General features: G+C 60.2%; 19 protein-coding genes. All 19 read left to right on the top strand.

Annotation, left to right across the window (positions count from 1 at the left end):
* The first annotated feature begins 2 nt into the window (after positions 1–2).
* The 19 genes from DWZ54_RS08830 to cobU all read left to right on the top strand — a co-directional run bounded on the left by DWZ54_RS08830 (position 3) and on the right by cobU (position 17,819).
* Positions 3–707: a Stp1/IreP family PP2C-type Ser/Thr phosphatase gene (locus DWZ54_RS08830; protein ID WP_370245764.1), complete on the top strand. Its 705-nt coding sequence runs from the start codon at positions 3–5 to the stop codon at positions 705–707.
* Positions 704–1,972 carry an FtsW/RodA/SpoVE family cell cycle protein gene (locus DWZ54_RS08825; protein ID WP_118475636.1) on the top strand — a complete coding sequence of 423 codons (1,269 nt, stop codon included), beginning with the start codon at positions 704–706 and terminating at the stop codon, positions 1,970–1,972. Before DWZ54_RS08830 ends, DWZ54_RS08825 begins: the two co-directional genes overlap by 4 nt.
* Positions 1,965–3,359: a penicillin-binding protein 2 gene (locus DWZ54_RS08820; RefSeq protein WP_118475634.1), complete on the top strand. Its 1,395-nt coding sequence runs from the start codon at positions 1,965–1,967 to the stop codon at positions 3,357–3,359. Before DWZ54_RS08825 ends, DWZ54_RS08820 begins: the two co-directional genes overlap by 8 nt.
* 33 nt (positions 3,360–3,392) lie before the next feature.
* Positions 3,393–5,165 (top strand): Stk1 family PASTA domain-containing Ser/Thr kinase, encoded by a 1,773-nt coding sequence (gene pknB / locus DWZ54_RS08815; protein ID WP_118475632.1) that lies wholly within the window; start codon positions 3,393–3,395, stop codon positions 5,163–5,165.
* A gap of 32 nt (positions 5,166–5,197) precedes the next feature.
* The gene (gene rsgA, locus DWZ54_RS08810) at positions 5,198–6,094 is read left to right on the top strand and encodes a ribosome small subunit-dependent GTPase A (RefSeq protein WP_118475630.1); all 897 of its coding nucleotides are present in this window, start codon (positions 5,198–5,200) and stop codon (positions 6,092–6,094) included.
* Positions 6,091–6,741 carry a ribulose-phosphate 3-epimerase gene (gene rpe, locus DWZ54_RS08805; protein WP_118475628.1) on the top strand — a complete coding sequence of 217 codons (651 nt, stop codon included), beginning with the start codon at positions 6,091–6,093 and terminating at the stop codon, positions 6,739–6,741. Before rsgA ends, rpe begins: the two co-directional genes overlap by 4 nt.
* Positions 6,742–6,809: 68 nt before the next feature.
* Positions 6,810–7,493 (top strand): 7-cyano-7-deazaguanine synthase QueC, encoded by a 684-nt coding sequence (queC, locus tag DWZ54_RS08800; RefSeq protein ID WP_118475626.1) that lies wholly within the window; start codon positions 6,810–6,812, stop codon positions 7,491–7,493.
* On the top strand, positions 7,493–8,287 hold the full coding sequence (gene folE2, locus DWZ54_RS08795) for a GTP cyclohydrolase FolE2 (protein ID WP_118475624.1): 795 nt from the start codon (positions 7,493–7,495) through the stop codon (positions 8,285–8,287). Before queC ends, folE2 begins: the two co-directional genes overlap by 1 nt.
* 29 nt (positions 8,288–8,316) lie before the next feature.
* A complete protein-coding gene (locus DWZ54_RS08790) occupies positions 8,317–9,303 on the top strand; it encodes a lysylphosphatidylglycerol synthase transmembrane domain-containing protein (protein ID WP_118475622.1) in 987 nt (328 codons plus the stop codon).
* Positions 9,304–9,349: 46 nt separating this feature from the next.
* Positions 9,350–10,459: a cobalt-precorrin-5B (C(1))-methyltransferase CbiD gene (gene cbiD / locus DWZ54_RS08785; RefSeq protein WP_118475620.1), complete on the top strand. Its 1,110-nt coding sequence runs from the start codon at positions 9,350–9,352 to the stop codon at positions 10,457–10,459.
* The gene (gene cbiE, locus DWZ54_RS08780; protein WP_118475618.1) at positions 10,441–11,148 is read left to right on the top strand and encodes a precorrin-6y C5,15-methyltransferase (decarboxylating) subunit CbiE; all 708 of its coding nucleotides are present in this window, start codon (positions 10,441–10,443) and stop codon (positions 11,146–11,148) included. The genes cbiD and cbiE overlap by 19 nt, the downstream gene beginning before the upstream one ends.
* A gap of 14 nt (positions 11,149–11,162) precedes the next feature.
* Entirely contained in the window at positions 11,163–11,747 is a 585-nt protein-coding gene (gene cbiT / locus DWZ54_RS08775; RefSeq protein ID WP_118013955.1) for a precorrin-6Y C5,15-methyltransferase (decarboxylating) subunit CbiT, read from the top strand.
* Positions 11,748–12,503: a precorrin-4 C(11)-methyltransferase gene (cobM, locus tag DWZ54_RS08770; RefSeq protein ID WP_118013957.1), complete on the top strand. Its 756-nt coding sequence runs from the start codon at positions 11,748–11,750 to the stop codon at positions 12,501–12,503.
* Positions 12,500–13,606 (top strand): cobalt-precorrin 5A hydrolase, encoded by a 1,107-nt coding sequence (locus tag DWZ54_RS08765; RefSeq protein WP_118475616.1) that lies wholly within the window; start codon positions 12,500–12,502, stop codon positions 13,604–13,606. The genes cobM and DWZ54_RS08765 overlap by 4 nt, the downstream gene beginning before the upstream one ends.
* A 92-nt stretch (positions 13,607–13,698) precedes the next feature.
* Positions 13,699–14,454: a precorrin-3B C(17)-methyltransferase gene (gene cobJ, locus DWZ54_RS08760; RefSeq protein ID WP_118013961.1), complete on the top strand. Its 756-nt coding sequence runs from the start codon at positions 13,699–13,701 to the stop codon at positions 14,452–14,454.
* Positions 14,451–15,218: a precorrin-6A reductase gene (gene cobK, locus DWZ54_RS08755; RefSeq protein ID WP_118475614.1), complete on the top strand. Its 768-nt coding sequence runs from the start codon at positions 14,451–14,453 to the stop codon at positions 15,216–15,218. The genes cobJ and cobK overlap by 4 nt, the downstream gene beginning before the upstream one ends.
* Positions 15,218–15,853: a precorrin-8X methylmutase gene (locus DWZ54_RS08750; RefSeq protein WP_118475612.1), complete on the top strand. Its 636-nt coding sequence runs from the start codon at positions 15,218–15,220 to the stop codon at positions 15,851–15,853. The genes cobK and DWZ54_RS08750 overlap by 1 nt, the downstream gene beginning before the upstream one ends.
* Before the next feature lie 62 nt (positions 15,854–15,915).
* Positions 15,916–17,289, top strand: a complete 1,374-nt coding sequence (locus DWZ54_RS08745) for a cobyrinate a,c-diamide synthase (RefSeq protein WP_118475610.1) — start codon at positions 15,916–15,918, stop codon at positions 17,287–17,289.
* Positions 17,277–17,819, top strand: a complete 543-nt coding sequence (gene cobU, locus DWZ54_RS08740) for a bifunctional adenosylcobinamide kinase/adenosylcobinamide-phosphate guanylyltransferase (protein ID WP_118475609.1) — start codon at positions 17,277–17,279, stop codon at positions 17,817–17,819. Before DWZ54_RS08745 ends, cobU begins: the two co-directional genes overlap by 13 nt.
* The last annotated feature ends 36 nt before the right edge of the window (positions 17,820–17,855 follow it).

Genomic DNA, 17,855 nt, shown 5'->3' with positions numbered 1-17,855 from the left:
ATTTGAATAGAGTTTATGAAGCGACAGATGTCGGATGCGTGCGCCCCATCAACGAGGACCGTGCGGCCGTATTCGAGCCGTCCGTCTATGTGGTGGCGGATGGCATGGGCGGCCATGCTGCGGGAGAAGTGGCCAGTCACATCCTCGTGGAGGTCGTGCGGCAGGAACTTGCCGGCTGCGCGGCCATCGGCGAGCAGGAACTCTCGTCAGCCATCCACAGGGCGAATCACGCCATCCTGCAGACCGTTGCGGAGCGGCCGGACTGCAAGGGGATGGGCACGACGGCGACCATCCTGCATCTGGATGGCGATCAGGCACTCTGGGCACATGTTGGCGACAGCCGTCTCTACCTGCTGCGCGGCGGCGTGCTGCATCAGGTCACACGTGACCATTCTTACGTCGAGGATCTCGTGGCACAGGGCGAGCTCACCGAGGAGGAAGCCCGCATCCACCCGCAGAAGAACGTGCTGACGCGTGCCGTGGGAGTCGAAGCAGACATCATCGTCGATACCGGCCGTTTCACGGTCCAGCCCGGCGACATACTGCTGCTGGCCACGGACGGCCTCATGAACATGGTGCAGGAACCGGAAATCTGCGCCATCCTCGGGCGTCAGGAGGGCGATGTGGCGCGTGCGCTCATCGAGGCTGCGCTGGCCTCGGGTGGACGTGATAACGTGACGGCTGTCGTGGTGGTGTATGCGCCATGAAGAACGGTAGCCTGCTGCTGGCACCCGCCGGCATTCTCATCGCCGGGCTCGGTGTGCTGTACCTCAAGGCCAATCCGGCCATCGGGCATGTCACGCCCGATATGCTCCTCGGCCTCTCCTATCTGCCGTGGCTGGCTGCCGTCATCGTCTTTTCCCTGATGATGCAGGCCATCCTCGTGCGCCACAAGCTTGATACGTGGCTCTTTCCAATCGTCATGACGCTCGCGAGCGTCGGCGTTGTGGAGATCGCGCGGCTGAAGCCTTCGCTGCTCGTGCCGCAGCTCCGCTGGCTGCTCATCGCCATGGTCCTGATGCTCGTGCTCGTGCGGCTGTGGGGACGCATTCACCGGCTGCTGGAATATCCCTATATCCTCGGTATCTGCTGTGTGATTGTCCTTTTCCTGCCGCTTCTCTTTGGCACGGAGATTGGCGGCAGCCGGAACTGGCTCGTGCTGGGCCCCTTTTCCGTTCAGCCGTCGGAGTTTGGCAAAATCCTCATCGTGCTGTTCCTCGCGGCGTATCTTTCGGATCATCGCCGCGTGCTGACCATGCCGGCAAGGCGCATCCTGTTCCTGCGCCTGCCGCCGCTGCGCTTCATTGCGCCGCTCATCTTCATCTGGGGCATGGCGGTCCTCATGTTCGTCGTGGAGCGCGACCTGGGTTCGGCGCTGCTGTTCTTCGGCATTGCGGTGCTCATGACCTACATGGCGACGGGCAGCCGCTCGTATGTGTTCCTGGCGCTGACATTCATGGGGCTCGCCGCTGTCATCTGCTATTTTGCCTTCGGTCATGTGCGCGTGCGCTTTGATATCTGGCTGAATCCCTGGCAGGATCCAAGCGGCATGGCCTACCAGATCGTGCAGTCGCTCTTCTCATTCGGTACTGGCGGCATCTGGGGGACGGGCTTTGGCTTCGGCCATCCCGGCTTTATCCCGGAGGTGCATACGGATTTCATCTTTGCCGCCATTGCGGAGGAGATGGGCCTTGTCGCTTCGTTGGCGCTGATGGCCTGCTATGTGCTGGCCTTCTGGCGCGGCATCTGCATCGCGCTGGCCTGCCCGCGCGAAAAGGACTTGCTGCTGGCGGCCGGCTGCAGTACGCTGCTGTTGATGCAGGCGTTCATCATCATTGCCGGTGTCACGAAATTCCTGCCGCTGACGGGCATCACGTTGCCCTTCATCAGTTATGGCGGCAGTTCCATGGTGTCGGGCTTCCTGTTGCTCGGCATGCTGATATCCCTGTCAAAGGAGCAGAAGAATGGCTGATTGGAAAATCAAACGGCAGGTCCTGCGCGCAGCTTCCATCTGCATGGTCCTGTTCGGTATCCTGGCGGTCTACGTGATCTACCTGTCGACCTGGGAAGCCGATGATCTTGCTCACAATCCGCTCAACATGCGCAGCGCGGCCGCGCGCTCAGACATCGTGCGCGGCTCGATCCTCTCGTCTGACGGCAAGGTCCTTGCCGAAACGGAGGACGGTGGCAGACGCGTCTATCCCTTCGGCAGTGTCATGGCTGCCGTGACGGGCTACAATGGCGAGCAGATCGGCAGTGCCGGCATCGAAGGCCATGCCAATCAGGCCCTGCTCGGACTCACAGGTGATATGAGCCGACTGGGGCCGCTGGCACAGCTGCTGCAGTCAGACCGCGGCAATGATGTCAGGCTGACCATCGATTCCCGCGTTCAGCAGGCGGCTTTTTCAGGCCTCGGGAACCGGCGCGGAGCCGTGGTCGTCCTCGATGCGGAAACCGGAGCTGTCCTGGCCATGGTCAGTTCGCCTTCGTACGACCCGAATGACATCGAATCGAACTGGAAGAATCTTTCGCAGCAGGAAGACAGCCCGCTGCTCAACCGTACCGTCCAGGGCCTTTATCCGCCGGGCTCTACCATCAAGCCGATGATCGCCGATGCGGCACTCACGGATGGCGTGACAAATGAAGCGGAGATCTTTGACTGCACGGGCGTCCTCGACGTTGGCGGCGGCCATACGATACGTGAAAGTCATGGCGAGGTCCACGGCAGGCTCAACCTGCGCCAGGCCGTGACGGAATCCTGCAATGTGACGTTCGGCACGCTCGGGATGCGCCTCGGGGACAGCAAGCTCAAAAAGGCCTTTGAGCGCTTCGGTTTCGATAAGGAAATCGGAGAAGAAATTCTCATGACCAAGTCGCATTTCCCGGCTTTCGGCACGCTGTCAGCCGGTGATCAGGCGCAGACGGCCATCGGCCAGAGTGCCCTGCTCGTCACGCCGATGCACATGGCGCTCCTGGCCGATGCGTTCGCTCACGGCGGCATCATCATGAAGCCGTATCTCGTGCAGGAGGTTGTGACGCCGGGCGGGACTGTCGTCCAGGAGGCGAAGCCTTCGGCCTGGCTGAAGGCCACGACGCCGCAGATGGCAGCCTTGATTGACAGCTATATGGAAGATGTCGTGACCAAGGGGACGGGAACGGCCGCACAGGTCAGCGGCGTCCGCGTGACCGGCAAGACGGGGACGGCGGAAAATGCCGCCGGCAAGGATCATGCCTGGTTCATCGGTTCAGCGCAGCTGCCTGCCCGCAAGATTGTCTTTGCGGTCATCGTCGAGAATGCCGGTGGCGGCGGTACCGAAGCGGCACCGGTTGCCCGCAGGATCATCCAGAGTCTGATGTGAGTCAGATGATTAACTATAGTAGGGGGAACAGATATGTTACAGCGTATCTTAGATCAGCGCTATGAGCTCGAGGAGCTGATCGGCGGAGGCGGGATGGCCGATGTTTACAGAGCGAAAGACCTGTTGCTGAATCGGCCGGTGGCCGTCAAGATCCTGCACGAGCAATTCAAGCAGGATAAAGAATTCATCGAGAAATTCCAGCGTGAGGCTCAGGCTGCGGCCCGCCTTTCCCATCCCAATATCGTCAATATCTACGACGTCGGCGTGGCCGACGGCGACCACTATATCGTCATGGAATACGTGCCGGGGCGTACCCTGAAGGACAAGATCCGCCAGGAAGGCCATCTCCCCGTCAGCGAGGCACTGCGCATTGCGCGTGAGATCAGCGAGGCGCTGGCGCACGCACATGCCAACAACCTTGTGCACTGCGACATCAAGCCGCACAACATCCTGATGATGCCGGACGGCCATGCGAAGGTAGCGGATTTCGGCATCGCGCGCGCCGTCACGGAGTCGACGATGACGTACAGCGGCAACGTCGTGGGGTCGGTACACTATTTTTCACCGGAGCAGGCCAAGGGTACGATGATCACGCCGAAATCCGATGTCTATTCCTTGGGCGTCGTGCTCTATGAAATGCTGACGGGCAAGCTGCCTTTCACGGGTGAGACGCCGGTGAGCATTGCCGTCAAGCATCTGCAGGACGAGCCCGTCTCGGTACGTCAGCTGGATCCTTCAATCCCGCCGGTCGTTGAGGCACTCGTGGCACGCGCCATGAGCAAGGATCCCGCGCTGCGGCCGACAAGCGCCGAGTTCGTGCAGGAGATCCAGCACGCGGAGCGCATGATACTGACGGGTGGGCAGCCGTCTGTCGGCATGCCGGCTGATCCCGATGCCACGCAGGTCCTGCCGCGCGTGCAGGAGATGAGAGAGCTGCCGCCGCGCCGCATGCGGGAGCAGGATGATTATGAAGAGGAGCCGCACGAGGAAAAATCCATCTTCAAGTCGAAGCAGTTTATCGTGGGCTTGCTGCTCGTGCTGCTTGCCGGCTTCTTCGTCGGCGCCTTCATGAGCTACGGCAAGTTCTGGAGTACGGCCGAGGTCGTGGTTCCCGACGTCACGGGCAAGCAGATGACGCTGGCCCGCCAGATCCTCGAGGACAAGAAACTGCGCGTCAATGTCGCCGAAACGTATAACGCCGATGTGCCTGCCGGACAGGTCGTATCGCAGACTCCGGAGGGCGGCACGAAGGTCAAGGAAGAACGCCTGGTCACGATATACGTCAGCAAGGGCGGCGAAGATGTGGAGATGCCAGATCTCACGGGCATGTCGAAGTCCGATGCCGAGGCGCAGCTCAAGAAGATGGGGCTGAAGCTGGGCTCGGTCTATGAGAAGTACTCCGATGAGGAGGCCGGCACGGTCATCAAGCAGGATCCGCGCGCGGGCTCCAAGATCAGTCGCGGCCAGAGCGTCGACATTACGGTCAGCAAGGGCAAGCAGACGAAGAAGGTCAGCATCCCCGATGTGACGGGCGGCAGTCTCTCTGCAGCCAAATCGGCGTTTCAGAGCCGCGGACTCAAGGTCGGCAATGTGACGTACGAGAGCAGCCGTCAGGCTCCGGGCACGGTTATCCGCCAGTCTCCGGCCAGCGGTGAAGTAGAGGAAGGTACGAGCATCAGCCTCGTCGTGGCGCAGGAAGCCAAGACGCAGGTCCAGAAGCAGGATAATAAGGAACCGGGCAAGAATACGAGTCAGGGAGAGAACAAGGTTCCTGTGCGTCAGGGAGAAACCGGCAAGGAACGCTGATTTCTGTTCCCGCTGAAAGAAAGAGAGGCAGTATGTTAGAAGGGCGTGTCATCAAGGCCTACAACAGTTTTTTCTATGTGGTGACGTCGGAGGGATTGATCTCCTCCAAGCTGCGCGGCAAATTCAAGAAGACGCGCAAGAGCACGGGCGTCGTCCCGGGCGACCGCGTGGCTGTAGAGCGCCTGCCAGAGGGCACGGGCGTCATCGAGCAGCTGCTGCCGCGCAACAATCTGCTGCGGCGTCCGGCTGTGGCCAATCTCACGCAGGTCGTGCTGACCTTTGCGGCAGCTCAGCCGGATCTTCATCCGCTGCTGCTCAACCGTTTCCTCGTGCTGGCGGAATGGTCCGGCATTGAGAAGATCATGATCTGCGTGAATAAGATGGATCTCCTCAACAGTCCCTGGGAAGCATTCCTCTCGGCCTACGAGCGTATCGGCTATCCTGTTCTGCGCGTCTCGGCGCATACGGGAGCGGGCATTGAGGAACTCCGCGACCGCCTGCGCGGTGAGATTTCCGTTTTTGCCGGCCCTTCCGGTGTGGGAAAATCCTCGCTGATGAATACCATCGATCCGTCGCTCTCGCTGCAGACCGGCAAGGTCAGCGACAAGATCAAGCGCGGGCGTCATACGACCCGTGTGGCGGAACTGCTGCCGTATGAGGGAGGCTACATTGTCGATACGCCCGGTTTCAGCGCAATGGAACTCATGGAACTCGATACGGCGGATCTGCCGGACTGCTTCCCGGAGTTCCGTCCTTACCTTGGCGCCTGCCGCTTCCAGCCCTGCAGCCACAGCCATGAACCAGGCTGTGCCGTCAAGGAAGCCGTGGAAAAAGGCGCGATTGACGAGGAACGCTATCAGGCATATCTGAACATCCTGTCGGAAATAAAAGAAGGTCAATTGCTCGCGAGAAAGAAGGAATATAAATGATTAAGATTGCACCATCCATCCTGTCGGCTGATTTTTCCCGCCTGGCTGAAGAAGTCAAGCGCGTGACGGACGCCGGTGCGGAATACATTCACATCGATGTTATGGACGGCACGTTCGTGCCGAATATCACGCTCGGTTCGCCGGTCGTCAAGAGCCTGCGCAAGACGTCGGAGGCCGTCTTTGATGTGCATCTCATGGTCGAGCATCCTGAGACGCAGATTGAGGCCTTTGCTGATGCCGGTGCTGACATCATCACGTTCCATGTCGAGGCTGCAAAGCACAGCCATCGCATCGTCCAGCAGATCAAGGCCGCTGGCTGCAAGGCAGGCATCGCCGTGAATCCGGGGACGAGTCTCGCGATGATCGAGGAACTGCTGCAGGATCTCGACATGGTTCTCATCATGACGGTGAATCCGGGCTTCGGCGGCCAGAAATTCATCGAGTCGCAGCTTGACAAGATCCACATGCTGCGCCACACGATCCAGGATATGGGCTTTGACTGCGACATCGAAGTCGATGGCGGCATCAACGCGGAAACGAGCAAGCTGGTCCGCCAGGCCGGTGCCAATGTTCTCGTAGCCGGTTCTGCCATCTATGGCACTGATGATGTGGCCAAGGCCATCGCGGCCATTCGTGGCGATGCCTGAGGAGATGTCCCTGTTTCAATTTTAGATTCAGTCCGGCAATTCCCGCCGGGTAAGGAGTATCCAGAGATATGGAAAAAGCAGTCGTTTTACTTTCGGGAGGCCTTGACAGCTGCACGTGCATGGCAGTCGCCAAGTCCAAGGGATATGAGGTATATCCCATCAGTTTCAATTATCACCAGCGTCACAGTATTGAACTTGAGGGCGCGAAGAAGATAGCCGCCTTTTACGGTGTCAAGAAACATCTGATCATCGAGACGAACATGGAGGCCATTGGCGGTTCGGCACTGACAGACGAGCACATCGAGGTGCCGGAAGGCGATGTTAACCGCACGTCGGTGCCGCCGACGTACGTGCCGGCCCGCAACCTGATTTTCCTTTCGTATGCGATGGGCTATGCGGAAGTGCTCGGCGCAACGCATGTCTACATTGGCGTCAATTCCGTCGATTATTCGGGCTACCCGGACTGCCGCCCGGAATTCATCCAGAAGTTCCAGGCGCTGGCGGATTATGCGACGACGGCCACGGCTGTCAAGGGACAGCACATTACCATCGAGACGCCGCTGCAGGATCTTTCGAAGAAAGATATCGTCCTTTTGGGCACGAAGCTTGGTGCGCCGTTCCAGTTTACGCACAGCTGCTACAAGGGCGGCGAGAAGGCCTGTGGTGTCTGCGACAGCTGCAAGCTGCGCCTGCGCGGCTTTGCGGAAGCGGGCGTCAAAGATCCCGTCCCGTATGAGACGAGGGATATCTGATGCGTGACGTACAGAATCAGACAGATGCCCGTGGCATCGCCATCCAGCGCGTCGGCATCAAGGATGCGCATCTGCCGTTCCTGATCAAGACAAAGGATGGCGGTTTCCAGCAGGTGCTGGCGCGTATCCGCTTTACGGTGTCGCTGCCGATGGAGTACAAGGGCACGCATATGAGCCGTTTCCTCGAGATCCTCATGCCGTGGAGTACGAAGCCGCTGGCTGAACCGGAAATGGAAGCCATGCTGGAGGAGGCGTTGGAACGACTCGATGCCCAGTCGGCAGAAGTAGAGCTCGCGTTCAAATACTTCATTGACAAGTATGCACCAGTCAGTGGACGCCGTTCCATCCTTGACCTCGATTGCCGCTTCAAGGGGACGAAGCGGCGGGGGGAGGCCATGGGTTTTGAGCTCGGCGTCGATGTGCCGTTTACCTCTCTCTGCCCCTGCAGCAAGGAAATCTCCGCTTACGGGGCGCATAACCAGCGTTCGGTCTGCCGCGTGGAAGTCCGTTTCCAGCCGGGAGAAGAATGCATTTTCATCGAGGATCTGGCAAAGCTCGTGGAGGCTCAGGGGTCGTCACCCATCTATCCGCTGCTCAAGCGCGAGGATGAGAAATACGTGACGGAAGCCGCTTACGAGAATCCGAAATTCGTGGAGGATATCCTGCGCGATACGGTGCTTGCCCTGCGCAAGCTGCCTGGCATCGCCTGGTTTTCCCTGGCATGTGAGAATTATGAGTCGATCCACAACCACAATGCCTTTGCGGCTCATGAGGAGTACGTCGCCCGGCCGTAAGGCGATGTGCCGGCAGGAATGGAGTTTTCATGAATAAGTTTTACAAGCGTTTTTTCATATTGATCCTGCTCGTGCTCGTGATTTCGGGAACGGTCATTTACACGACGGTCGATATCCATACGCTCAAGAATCTCGACCGGTTCAAGAGCTGGTCGATTGCACTGGCCCTGTTTGCGGTTTCATTGGGACTCTTCTTTGATGGCAGCCGTCTGATGCATCTCGTGAAGATCTCGGGTGAGAAAATCACGCTCTATCAGGCGGTGCAGGTCATATTCGGCAATTACTTCCTGGCGCTCCTGACCCCGGGCGCTACGGGCGGCGCTGTCGCACAGCTCATGTTCCTGCGCCATGCGGGCGTGCCGACGGGCAAAGCTGCCGTCCTGGTCATCGTGCGGACCATCCTGTCCATTTTCTTCCTGATTTTATGCATGCCCTTCATTTTCATGCATGATTCAGGCATCGTGCCCGGCATCTCGAACGATACGTTGATGGCCATCACGATCACGGCCTTCGTCGTCATCGTCATCATGGTGGTGGGAGCAAGGCGCGGCTATCTCGATTACCTCGTCATCCGGCTGACGCGAAACATGAAGCGTCAGCGCCGCATCAAGGTTTTCGCCTTCTACCGCGATACGAAGAGCGCCATCGCCCTGCTCGCGGCTTCGCCGAAATCCATGCTGCTGGTCTTCGTGGAGTCAGGGCTCAACCTGCTCTGCATTTATGCCATTGTGCCCTGCCTGCTGCTGGGACTTGGCGTCACGGATGCTGACTGGTACAGCGTCATGGGACGTATGATCTTCTTGAACATGCTGCTGTACTTCACGCCGACGCCGGGCGGCTCCGGCGTCGCAGAGGGCGGTTTTGTGCTGCTGTTCAGCGACACGGTTCCGGCGGGTACCGTCGGCATCGTGGCCGTCTGCTGGCGCTTGATTGCCGAATACATCCCGTTCCTCGTCGGGCTCTACTACACGCTGACGGTGTTTGGACGCGACTTTCTCAATCGCCAGCTGCGCTGATTGCCTGACCGGCAGGAGAACATGATTTTTCAAAGGAGGATGAGAGATGGGCGAGAAGGCTTTGCGCGGCGGCTATACCACCGGGGCCTGTGCAGCGGCTGGTGTCAAGGCTGCCCTGCTTTATGCGCAGGGCAGGCCGTGGCAGGTCGTGACGCTTATGGCGCTTGACGGCACGATGCTGACGATACCCGTGCGTGCGGTCTGCCGCACGCAGCAGGGGCTGCAGGCTGAAGTCATCAAGGAGTCCGGTGACGACCCCGATATCACGAATGGCGTTTCAGTCTTCACGACGGTTTGCCGGCGGGAGGATGAGGAGCCCATGCGCTTTGCGGCGGGAGAGGGTATCGGCACGGTGACGAAGCCGGGCCTTTCGGTACCCGTCGGCGAGCCTTCCATCAATCCGGGACCGCGCAGGCTCATGCGCCGGGCGGCAGAAGATGTCCTCGGCACGAGTGCGGGCCTTTCCGTCACGATTGCAATCCCAGCCGGGCGGGAACTGGCCAGGAAGACGCTCAATCCCGTGCTCGGCATCGAAGGCGGCATTTCCGTCATCGGTACGACGGGCGTCCTGCGCCCTATGTCGGAAGAGGGCTTCAAGAATTCGCTGGTGCCGCAGATTGATGTGGCGCTGGCAGCGGGTTATCGGGACCTCGTCTTCGTGCCGGGCAAGATCGGCGAGCGTCTGGCCCTTTCCTGGGGCCTGCCGCGGGAAGCCATCGTCGAGACCAGCAATTTCATCGGCTTCCTGCTTGAAGCAGCTGCCGACCGTCATGTTTCCCGCGTGCTGCTTCTCGGGCATATCGGCAAGCTCGTCAAAGTGGCCGCGGGAATTTTTTATACGCATAACCGCATCGCCGATGCGCGTCTCGAAACGATGGCGGCGTATGGCGCTGCGGCGGGCCTTGAGACGCAGGATGTGCAAAGGGTCCTCGCGAGCAATACGACAGAAGATGCCCTGGCGGTCCTGCGGGAAGCGGGACTCCTGCCAGGCGTTTGCCACACCTTGGCGGAGCGTGCCGGTGAGCGTGCTGAGCGCTACTTGTTCGGGCGCATGCAGGTCGGTGTGGCCATGATGACCATGCAGGGCGAGCTCCTTGGCATGAATGAAACAGCGGAAGCAATCGGGAGGGATTACGGATGGAATCAGAAGGTCTGAACCAGGAACGGGCAGCGCTGCCATCGCATCGCATCGTCGTAGCCGGCATCGGCCCGGGGAATCCTCATTACATGGTTCCCGCGGCCCGGGCTGCCATAGAGGAGGCCCGCGTGCTCGTGGGCGGCCGCCGTGCGCTCGCACAGTTTGCCCGGCCGGCTGGCAGCGGGCAGGAAACCATGGCGGTAACGCGGGATATTGCAGGTGTCATGGCGTTCATCAAAAGCCGTCTTGTGACCTCTGATGTCGTGGTCATGGTATCGGGCGATCCCGGCTATTATTCGCTGCTCGATGCGCTGCGCCGCTGCTTCCCGCCTGCCTGCCTGGAGGTGATCCCGGGAATCAGCGCGATGCAGCTGGCCTTTGCGCGGCTGGCCCTGCCCTGGCATGAAGCGACTCTCCTGTCCTTCCACGGCAGGCGGCCTCAGGATGCGCAACTTGCATACCGGCCCGGGCGCATCCTCGGACTCTTGACGGATGCGCATTACACCTCGCATACGATTCCCGCCATCCTGCTGGCAGCCGGCTGGCCCGCGGATACAGGACTTTACATCTGCGCCCGTCTCTCCTATGAGGATGAAGCGGTTACGGCGACGACGCTCGGCGAAGCGGCTTCCCTGCCGGAAGTCGCGAGCTCCGTGCTCGTCGTCGTGGCACCGGAGCCGCAGGAGAGCACGAGTCCAGAAGCTTGAGAGGAGGAAATCTTATGGAATTTGGCATCGATGACGCCCAATTCATTCGCGGCAATGTGCCGATGACAAAGCAGGAGATTCGCATCCTGACAATCGTCAAGGCGCATATCCACCGTGCAGATATCGTCTATGACATCGGAGCCGGTACGGGCTCTCTTTCCATCGAGGCGGCCAATCTGGCGCCTGAAGGCAGGGTATATGCCCTCGAGCGCAATGCGGAAGCCGTCGCACTCATCGAGGCGAACAAGAAACACTTCGGCATTGCGAATGTCGAGGCACTGCATGCGGAAGCTCCAGCAGGTCTTGACGAACTGCCAGCGCCCAACGTCGTGCTGATCGGCGGCAGCGGCAAGCACCTCAATGCCATTCTCGAGGCCGTGACGGAAAAGCTCGTGCCGGGAGGACGCATCGTTCTCAACTGCATCACGCTGCAGACGGTTATGACTGCCATTTCCTTCATGCGCCGTCACGAGGACATCTATACGTACGATGCCATCCAGGTGCAGGTCAGCCGCCTGCAGCGCGTCGGTCCGTACGACATGGCCAAGGCCATGAATCCCATCTACATCATCACTTGCACAAAAGGAGGAACGAACTGAATGGTTCATATTGTTGGAGCAGGTCCCGGCGACCCGGAACTCATAACGGTCAAGGGACAGCGCTATCTAAAGGAAGCCGATGTCGTCATCTATGCGGGCTCGCTCGTCAATCCGCAGCTGCTCGACTGCTGCCGCAGTGATGCCAAGATCCTGAACTCTGCGCATATGACGCTGCCGGAGGTCGTGGCAGCCGTGGAAGAAGCCGAGCAGGCGGGCAAGATGACCGTGCGCCTGCATACGGGTGATCCCGCCATCTACGGAGCCATCCAGGAACAGATGGATGCCTTCGAGAAGCGCGGCATCGCCTATGATGTCGTCCCGGGCGTCAGTTCGTTCCTGGCTACAGCAGCGGCTTTGAAGCAGGAATACACGCTGCCCGGCATCTCGCAGACCGTCATCATCACGCGCCAAGAAGGCCGCACGCCGGTGCCGGAGCGCGAGAAGCTTCGGAGTCTGGCTGCGCATCAGGCGACGATGTGCATCTTCCTTTCCATCACGATGCTCGAGGATGTCGTCAAGGAACTCATCGCCGGCGGCTATGAGGAAACGACGCCGATTGCCATCGTGCAGAAGGCTTCGTGGCCGGATCAGAAAATCGTGCGCGCCACGCTTTCCACCATCTGTGAGGCCATCGAGGGCAAAGGCATTGACCGCACGGCCATGATTGTCGTCAGTCGCTGCCTCGGCTCCGATTACGAGCTGTCACGCCTTTACGCGCCGGAATTCTCGCATATGTTCCGCAAGGCCTCGAAATGAGGACGGCGGTCTTTGCACTGACGCAGCAGGGCGTGCAGTGTGCTGGACGCGTGCTTTCCTGTCTGGAGGAAGGTGCAGAGCTTTTTCTGCCCGAACGCTTTCTGGCCCTGCAGGATGCTCCTGCCGCTTCTCTGCCTGCTGCGGCGGATAAGATCCATGGCTTTGCACGTCTGCGTCCTGCCGTGCAGCAGGTATTTCCGCGCGTCGAGGCTATGGTGTTCATCATGGCCACGGGCATCGTCGTGCGCATGATTGCGCCGCTGCTCAGGAACAAGCTCGAGGATCCTGCCGTTGTGGTGCTCGACGAACAGGGACATCACGTCATCAGCTTGCTTTCCGGCCACGTGGGCGGGGCCAACAGCTTGACACACCTGCTGGCGGGGGCGCTAGGCGCGGATCCCGTCATCACGACGGCCACCGATGTGGAAGGCCTCATGGCGCCCGACGCCTGGGCCTCAGGCCTCGGGCTCAGGCCCTGGCCAAAGCCGCATATCCAGACGGTCAATACGGCCCTGCTCGAGAAGCGGCCTCTTCCGTATTACGTTTCCCCGGGGATGCCTGCGAGGGAAACATATGAGGGCTGGCTGACTGCACACGGCCTCGACTGGCAGATCCAAGACGGGCGGGCCGTGCAGAAGGGGCCGGCTGTCATCCTTGCACCAGAGCGGGAACTGCCGCCTCTGCAGGCTGTGCCGGATGATGTGCTCTGCCTCGTGCCGAGGCCTCTTCTGGCAGGTGTCGGCTGCAAGCGAGGCATGAGCGCCGCACACATCCTGGAGGCTCTGCAGGAAGCCTGCCGGCGCATCGGCATGCCGCTGGCGCGCATTGCCGCTCTCGGCAGCACGGACGTCAAGTCGGACGAAGCCGGCCTGCTGGCAGCTGCCGCTGAACTGGCACGTCCTCTTCATTTTTTCTCGCAGAAGGAGCTGGCAGAGGCCATTGCCGCTTACGGCCTGCAGGAGTCGCCTTTTGTCAAGAAGACCATCGGCGTCGGCAATGTCTGCGAAGCGGCAGCCGCCTGCTGCAGTAAAGGGCGCGTGCACTTTGCGCTGCTCAAGACACGCTTTGCGGGCGTGACGGTGGCGCTGGCCTGGGGCAGCTGAGCGGCAGGGACTAGGGCATAGCCGTTGTTTATGGTATAATTGGAAAAGAGTTTTGCTTGGAGCAGGACAATGGATTTTTCAGGAGGTTTTTCATGGGCAAGATTACTGTGATTGGCATTGGTCCGGGCAGTTTGGAAGATATGACGCCGCGGGCACGCAAAGCCATCGAAGCAGCCGATGTCGTGGCTGGCTACAATACATATATCCGACTCGTTGAGCCGCTGCTGGCGGATAAGAAGGTCATCGGCACGGCCATGATGCAGGAAATCGACCGCTGCCGCATGGCGGTGGAAGAAGCGGCCGGCGGCGCGGATACGGTCGTCGTCTCAAGCGGCGATGCCGGTGTCTACGGCATGGCCGGACTCGTGCTCGAGCTCCTGCTCAAGCGGGACAAGGCCGAGCGTCCGGAATTCGGCGGCATCATCGCCGGCGTATCGGCTGTCAATGCGGCGGCATCCGTACTCGGCGCACCACTCATGCATGACTTTGCCGTCATCAGCCTGTCGGACCTCCTGACGCCCTGGGAGCTCATCTGCAAGCGCGCCGAGATGGCGGCTGCGGGTGATTTCGTCGTTGCGCTCTACAATCCGAAGAGCCGCAAGCGCGTGCAGAATATCGAAGAGATCCGCGAAATCATGCTGCGTCACAAGCGTCCGGATACGCCGGTCGGCATCGTCACGGCCGCGAGCCGCGAGGGACAGAACAAGATCATCTCAACGCTGGCGGATTTTACGAAGGAAGAGATCAACATGTTCTCGCTGGTCATCATCGGCAATTCCAAGACGTATGTCAAGGAAGGCTATATGATTACGCCGCGCGGTTATGAGAACAAGGAGCAGGGCTTATGATTTTCGTAGCAGCGGGCACGCAGGACGGCCGCGAGCTCACGAGGCTCCTGCTGGAACGCGGCCATGCGGTCACGGCTTCCGTCGTCAGCCATTACGGCGAGCAGCTGCTGGCAGCGGCCGGCGGCAGCAGGCTCGTCATCAACGACGAGCCGCTCGATGAGGAAGGCCTCGTGCAGTATCTGCAGGCACACGGTATCCGCCTCTTTGTCGATGCCAGTCATCCGTATGCCGTTCATGTCTCGCAGAATGCCATGTCCGCCTGCCGCAGGCTCGGCATCCCGTACATCCGCTACGAGCGTTCGCTGACCGAGCTTTCGTATGAGGGCATTGTCGTGGTGCACAGCTACGAGGAAGCAGCCGCTGAGGCTGCCGCGCGCGGACGTGTGATCTTCCTGACGACGGGCAGCCGGAACCTGAAGAAATTCACGGAGGCCGGGGCTCTGGCAGACTGCACGCTCATCGCAAGGGTCCTGCCGACGGCGGAGGTGCTGACGCTCTGTGAGGAGCTGGGACTTACGCCAAAGCAGGTCGTGGCCCTGCAGGGGCCGTTTTCGACGGAGCTCAATCGGGAACTTTTCAAGAAGTATCATGCCAACGTCATTGTCACGAAAAACAGCGGCACGATCGGCGGCACGGATACGAAGCTGGCTGCTGCTGCTGCCCTGCATCTCCCGGTCATCGTCATCGACAGGCCGGTCCTGCAATACGATCATCTGGCACATACGTATGAAGATGTGCTGTCATTTGTGGAGGAGAACCATTGATGGAATTTATCAAGAAACCCATGGCCATTGAGAATCGCAGCATGGAAATCATCGCACCGCATCTTGCGGGACTGCATCTTTCGCCCGAGGCCGTCAAGGTCTATTCGCGCATCATCCATGCGGCCGGCGACGTCGAATACGCGCCAATCATCCGCATGTCGGATGATGCCATTGCGGCGGGCATGAAGGCACTGGCTGCCGGCTGCGATATTTATACGGATGTCGAGATGGTACGCACGGGCATCAACAAGCGCAAGCTCGCCTCCTTCGGCGGCGAGGTGCACTGCCGGATCGCAGATCCCGAGGTGGCGACGAAGGCCAAGGAGCTCGGCATCACGCGGTCGATGGCAGCCATGCGCTCCTTTGACCATGCGCTGGACGGCAATATCGTCGCCATCGGCAATGCTCCGACGGCACTCTTTGAGGTCCTGCGCCTCGCTCTGGAGGAAGGCGTGCGTCCAGCCTGCATCGTCGGCATCCCTGTCGGTTTCGTCGGTGCGGCGGATTCCAAGGCGGAACTCGCGAAGAACGGCCGGATCCCCTACATCACGGTAGAGGGGACGAAGGGCGGCAGTCCGATTGCGGCGGCAGCCGTCAATGCGATGATGTATCTCATCGACAACAGCCGGGACTGACTTGCGTCATCGTTCCTTGCTCATTTCCCATCACGGTTTTTCATTGAAAGAGGAGGATTTTCATGGAGTATTCTCTTCCCAGACTGGTCATTGCGGCTGCACAGTCCGGCTCAGGCAAGACGACGGTCGCAACGGGACTTTTATCGGCCCTGCGTCAGCGCGGTATCGTCGTGCAGTCCTTCAAGGTCGGTCCCGATTACATTGATCCCGGGTATCATCGCCTGGCCAGCGGCCGGGCCGCGCATAACCTCGATACCTGGCTCGTGCCGAAGGAGCGCGTGCCGGCTTTGTTTGCCGAGGAATCGGAAGGAGCGGACATCGCCGTCGTGGAGGGCGTCATGGGTCTCTATGACGGCGGCCGGGAAGGCGTAAGCTCGACGGCTGAGATCGCAAAGCTGCTCAAGGCGCCGGTCATCCTTGTCATCGATGCCAAGTCGATGGGGGCTTCGGCGGCTGCCCTGGCTATGGGATTCCGCGATTACGACCCCGAGGTGCAGCTTGCGGGCGTAATCCTCAACCGGCTGGGCTCCAAGACGCATGAGGCCATGATCCGCCAGGCCATGAAGGATATCGACATGCCGGTATTTGGCGCGCTCTATCGCAATGAAGAGCTGCATATGCCGGAACGCCACCTCGGGCTCCTGCCGGCTGAAGAGAATACGGACCGCGAGATTGTCGAAGCGCTCGGCAATGCCGTGGCGGGCTCGCTGGATCTTGAGGCCATCCTGCACCTGGCCTGCCTGACGCCCAACCTTGCTCTCCACGAGACGGTGGCAGAGCAGCGCGGACTGGCAAAGACCATCTGCCGCATCGGCATCGCCCGGGATGAAGCATTCTCGTTCTATTATCCGGCGAGTCTCAAGGAGCTTGAGCGCCTCGGCGCCGAGCTCGTGCCGTTCAGCCCGCTCCATGATGAAGCATTGCCCGATGTCGATGGCCTGTTCATCGGCGGCGGCTTCCCGGAGATGTTCGCGGAAAAACTGGCAGGCAATGCATCCATGCGCACAGCCATACGCGAGGCAGCAGCACAGGGCATGCCCATCTATGCGGAATGCGGCGGCTACATGTATCTGATGCAGGAACTGCAGGATTTTGACGGTCATCGCCATCCGATGTGCGGCGTATTCTCCGGCCGGGCTGAGATGACCCGCAAGCTCCAGATGGTCGGTTATGTGGAGGCCTGCCTGCAGCAGGATACGGTTCTAGGACCTGCCGGCATGGTCATCCATGGCCATGAATTCCACTTCTCGCAGGAAGACGCAGCAGGAGACGGAGAGGGGCGGCCGTTCATCTTCACCAAGATGCGCAACGGCAGCCGCTATGCAGCCGGTCAGTGCCGCAAGCAGGCGCTTGGCAGCTACCTGCATCTTCATTTTGCCGGCTGCCCGGAGGCGGCAAAGCATTTCGTGGAGGCGTGTCAAGCATGGCAAAGATGATCCTCGTGACGGGCGGCGCCAGGAGCGGCAAGTCCTCGTTTGCTGAGGCGCTCGTGGCCAAAGCGGGCAGGCGCATCGCGTACATTGCAACGGCACAGATTTTTGACGAGGAGATGCGTTACCGCGTCGAGCTGCACCGCTGCCGCCGCCCGGCTGCCTGGCAGACGTATGAGGCACCGTTTGAGGCGGAAAAGGCCCTGCAGGACGCAGGACATTCACACGATGCCATCCTGTTTGACTGCGTGACCATCTATCTCAGCAATCTCCTGTGCAAGCCGGGCGAACGCACGGAGGAAGAGGAATACGAGAATGTACGGCAGGCCATGGCGCAGCTCATTGCATCTGTCCGGCAGCTGCCGGCAGAGGTCACGGTAGTCTTTGTCACGAATGAAGTCGGGGCCGGCATTGTGCCCGAGAATGCCCTGGCACGCCGCTACCGCGATCTCGCGGGCCTTGCCAACCAGCAGCTCGCGCAGGCTGCCAATGATGTCTATGCCGTCATCTGCGGCCTGCCCCTGCAGCTGAAATAATATGTATCTGAGTACAATCCATTCGGAATCAAAGGG

It is taken from the genome of Mitsuokella sp. AF33-22, assembly GCF_003475755.1.
Classification (GTDB): domain Bacteria; phylum Bacillota; class Negativicutes; order Selenomonadales; family Selenomonadaceae; genus Mitsuokella.
This window is presented reverse-complemented; position numbering and strand designations above follow the sequence as displayed.